Source organism: Sanguibacteroides sp. AM78-02pH3A, assembly GCF_027666085.1.
Classification (GTDB): domain Bacteria; phylum Bacteroidota; class Bacteroidia; order Bacteroidales; family Marinifilaceae; genus Gabonibacter; species Gabonibacter massiliensis.
On record NZ_JAQEHX010000020.1, the window covers coordinates 1 to 2,612 of the forward strand.

Annotated in this window: 5 protein-coding genes; all 5 read left to right on the forward strand. The window is 39.0% G+C overall.

Annotated elements, in window-relative coordinates; genetic code table 11:
- Positions 1-384, forward strand: a 384-nt coding sequence (locus tag PGR74_RS14000) for a hypothetical protein (protein WP_270517370.1), incomplete at its 5' end; no start/stop codon positions are given.
- Complete coding sequence (locus PGR74_RS14005) at positions 381-1,040, forward strand: hypothetical protein (protein WP_041504529.1); 660 nt, start codon at positions 381-383, stop codon at positions 1,038-1,040. The genes PGR74_RS14000 and PGR74_RS14005, both read left to right, overlap by 4 nt.
- A 97-nt stretch (positions 1,041-1,137) precedes the next feature.
- Positions 1,138-1,941, forward strand: coding sequence for an RHS repeat domain-containing protein (locus PGR74_RS14010; RefSeq protein WP_270517374.1), 804 nt, complete (start codon positions 1,138-1,140; stop codon positions 1,939-1,941).
- A 76-nt stretch (positions 1,942-2,017) separates the two neighbouring features.
- On the forward strand, positions 2,018-2,329 hold the full coding sequence (locus tag PGR74_RS14015; RefSeq protein WP_270517376.1) for a hypothetical protein: 312 nt from the start codon (positions 2,018-2,020) through the stop codon (positions 2,327-2,329).
- Position 2,330: 1 nt separating this feature from the next.
- A partial coding sequence (locus PGR74_RS14020; RefSeq protein ID WP_270517378.1) for a hypothetical protein occupies positions 2,331-2,612 on the forward strand: 282 nt, incomplete at its 3' end.

Genomic DNA, 2,612 nt, shown 5'->3' on the forward strand with positions numbered 1-2,612 from the left:
GTGATGGATGATTTGGGGTACAAGTACGCGATGACCCAATATATAGAAAGGAAAAGTAGTTATACAATGTCTATGGATAAGGGAAAGGGACATATAGCTGATTTTATTTATGGAGAACGGAATATTTTTGTAGAAAAAGCAACGTATTTTCCTAAAAATAAATCTGTGCTTTTTTATCAAGGACTAAAACACCTTGTAGCTCCAGAGGTTGGAGTTCAGATGTTAACTTTAACGAGAACAAGTTTTATTCGTTATTCCCATCCAGTAGGAATCAATACATTTTGGGCTAACTTTTGGAGTTTAGTACAAGGAGGTAATAAATTTGGTAAGGAATTTGACTACATGAATGAAAATATAATGTATGAAAAAACACGATTAAAATGAAAAGTATAATTAGAACGACTTTATTATTGATAATAATATTGGGAGGATGTAAATACGACACTGCAGAACGGGTAAACAAAGAATTTAATAAAGAGTATCTAAAAATTCGTTCAATGTTTGACAGTTCGCTTGTAACCATATTTCCTTTCTATGTTCATTCTTCATATTCAAGAATTAGAGGATATACTTTGGGTTCATATGAATATTATAGGTTTAACGGAATGATTTTGGAGGTTTCTTACTCGGATTCTCTTGCCCGAGCATTAGCCAATAGTAAATTTAAGATCGCTTATTCTTCACAAGATAGTAATTTGCTGATTGTCGGTAGACTCGGGGAGAGCACTTTGGAACGATATCGGGAATTTGGAAAAAATTATTCTTGGTCGAAAAGTAAAGACTATATACCGGTACCTAATTTTTATGAACATAACTATCCTATTGGAACTCATCCGGGTATTACAGATCCACTAAACAATCGTTTACCGGAGGGATACACGATTTACGTGGTGGATGCTTCGCCCGGGATCTATATCAAAAAAGAGTGGTTGACGGAAGGTTTAGGTCTTCCTCCCGAGTGGAAGAACGGTTATTCCCGGGGCTACGCAATCAGTAGTGATACCACTAAAAATATTATTTACTGGTTAGCGATTTGGTGATTTTATTTGTAAAATAGGGATATAGTTACGGGGGAATGTCTTTTGGGCATTCCCTCGTTTGTTGTTTTATTTGAATTTTGAATATAATGTTTTAAATTTGTTATCGGCGGTAAAGTCCGGAACCGTTTTGACAGCCACCTACACTTACCTGGCCGACGGGACGAAGTTAAGGGTAGCGGACGCGAGCGGTAACGGGTTCTATTACTTGGGTTCTTTGACATACGTTAAAAACAGTGCCGGGATACAGTTAGAAGGTGCGACCACGTCGAGCGGCCGGGTGTTGGTCGCGGCGGGTAGCCGTGTCGGTACCGATATTCGTTACTTCCTGACGGATCACCTCGGTAGCGTCAGGGCTATCGTGGATCAGTCGGGAACCGTGAAGGAGCGAAACGACTACTACCCCTTCGGCACGAGATACAGCCAGTCGGGCGGTAACGTGGATCCCGCTAACCGTCTAAAATACAACGGCAAGGAAGATCAAACCACGGGCAACCTCGATTACCTCGACTACGGTGCCCGGATGTACGACGCCGAGCTGGGACGTTGGTTCAGTGTCGACCCGATGGCCGAAAAGTATTACTCGTTGAGTTCTTATAATTATTGCGCGAATAGTCCGATTTTGTTTATTGATCCTGATGGACAGGCCTTGGATTGGTTTGTTGATGCCGATGGTAGCTTGTATTACGATCCATTTATGAAAAAAGGAGACGAATCGAAGCTTGGAGATTCCTGGAGTTGGTTGGGTGAAAACGGAATGTTCGGAACCCCGGACAGGAATATTTTAAATAAATATTCCAACAAGATATCAAAGAAAGGAATTTCAACAAAAGATTTTTTTTATTTCAGGTATAGGGGAATGGCGGAAAGTTGGCTTGCCAACCGCTTATTTCGACAGGAATAATGCCCTGGAGGTGATGGATGATTTGGGGTACAAGTACGCGATGACCCAATACGTGGAAGATAAAACTAGTTATACCATGTATGTAGATAAGGGAAAAGGGCGTATGGCTGACTTTATTTACGGAAAAAGTGATATCCTCGTGGAGAAGGCAACATATATTCCTAAGAATAAATCAGTTTTTGGTTATAAGGGATTAGCTTATATTACTCCTCCTGAATTTAAAAGTTGGCTATTCGTTACAAGTCGAGTAAGTTCTATACGTTATTCTCATCCCGTGGTAATTGAAGCGTCGTGGGCAGGATTTTGGAATTTAGTACAATTTAGCTCAAAATTTGGTAATGAATTTGATTATAGAGATGAAATTGTAAATTATAAAAAACAGGATTAAGATGAAAACTACAATTGGGGTAATTTTCTTATTATTAATAATATTGGGAGGATGTAAATACGATGTAGCGGAACGAGTAAGAAGAGAGTTTAATATGAATTATTTAAAAACATCTTCAATGTTTGACAGTTCGCTTGTATCTATATTTCCATCTTATGTTAATTCTTTACCTGCAAGAATTAAAGGTTACGCGTTACATTCTTTTGAATATTATCGGTTTAACGGCATGGTATTGGAGGTTCCTTACTCGGATTCTCTTGCCCGAGCATTAGCCAATAGTAAA